We start from the raw sequence: 642 nt of genomic DNA on the forward strand, positions 1-642 counted from the left end.
CAAGTCATGACAGCTGACAAAATAGAGCAATGGGTGGAGAAAGTATCAAACCAATTCGGAAAAGAATACATGTTTACTTTTTAATGGATACTTAACTTAATTAGAATTACCTCTCCCTTGCGCACTCAGAATATATTCTGAGGATACTCATCACTTGCGCTTCGTTTTAAAGCAGTGCTTTAAAAATTGCTCAGGAGAGGGAACTCTATTATTAAATTTATGCAAATACAAAATCAAATACTATTACTCCCTCTCCCTTTGGGATGAGAAGCACTGCTTCGCAAGGGGGGTGAGGGGAAACTAAAAAACATTACCTACAACTCTTGATAAATCAGCATCCCGTGTAATTGCCCATTTCCAAAAAGCAGAGAAAGGGAAATCAGGGCTGCACATTACCTTTAGTTCATTCACAAGTTTGTGTTTGGTTATCTGTGTCAAAGGTCGTTTTGGGTATAATAAGTTAAATCTTATATTTAATAACTGCGTTTGATATTTTTGTATATCCCTAATTAATGAGTGCCTACTAATTTTTCTTAGTGATGTATTAGGGCGAATTCAAACATGAGGTGCGACAGTTTGAAAAGTCTTATGATAATCAACAAGCTGAGCAAATTTCTCTAATGGTGTAAGCCAATCTAACGC

1 pseudogene is annotated in these 642 nt (G+C 36.1%); it reads left to right on the plus strand.

The window, feature by feature from the left end:
- Positions 1–84, plus strand: a pseudogene (locus F893_RS18260) (transposase); the annotation flags it as partial.
- Positions 85–642: the final 558 nt, after the last annotated feature.

The sequence above is a fragment of the Acinetobacter sp. CIP 102136 genome (assembly GCF_000369685.1).
GTDB lineage: Bacteria > Pseudomonadota > Gammaproteobacteria > Pseudomonadales > Moraxellaceae > Acinetobacter > Acinetobacter fasciculus.